Origin of the sequence: Nonomuraea sp. NPDC048916, from assembly GCF_040649575.1 — a bacterium.
In the GTDB taxonomy this organism is placed as follows: domain Bacteria; phylum Actinomycetota; class Actinomycetes; order Streptosporangiales; family Streptosporangiaceae; genus Nonomuraea.
This window is the reverse complement of sequence record NZ_JBEZFS010000319.1, coordinates 1-357: the sequence shown is the minus strand read 5'-3', so window position 1 is coordinate 357 and position 357 is coordinate 1. Positions and strand designations below refer to the sequence as shown.

General features: G+C 73.1%; 1 protein-coding gene. It reads right to left on the bottom strand.

What is annotated here, in order from left to right:
* The coding region (locus tag AB0C16_RS41040; protein WP_357691640.1) for a hypothetical protein at positions 1-357 on the bottom strand (357 nt) is incomplete at both ends.

Here is a 357-nt window from a genome sequence, read left to right as displayed (position 1 = left end):
CTTGTGCAGTTCGGCCGTGACGGACGCCTGGTAGGTCGTGGACCACTTCGCCCCGTCCTCGCCGCCCTGCGCAGCGACGTCCGCCGGGGTGAGGATGACGGTGCACCTGATGCGGTGGAGGGCCGGGTGCTCGATCCCGTCCAGTTCGGTCGCCGCCGGCTCGGACTCCGTCGCTCCCACCACCTCGGCGAGCGCCTTCAGCTCGATCGCGGCGCAGGAGTCGGACTCCACGCGGTACCCGTGCAGGTCCGGCTTCCGGTCGCCACCGATCCCGTACGCGAACACCACCGCCGCCCACACCACGGAAGCCACCAGCGCGCCGCCCACACCCCAGAGCAGCCCCGACCCCCGCCGCCG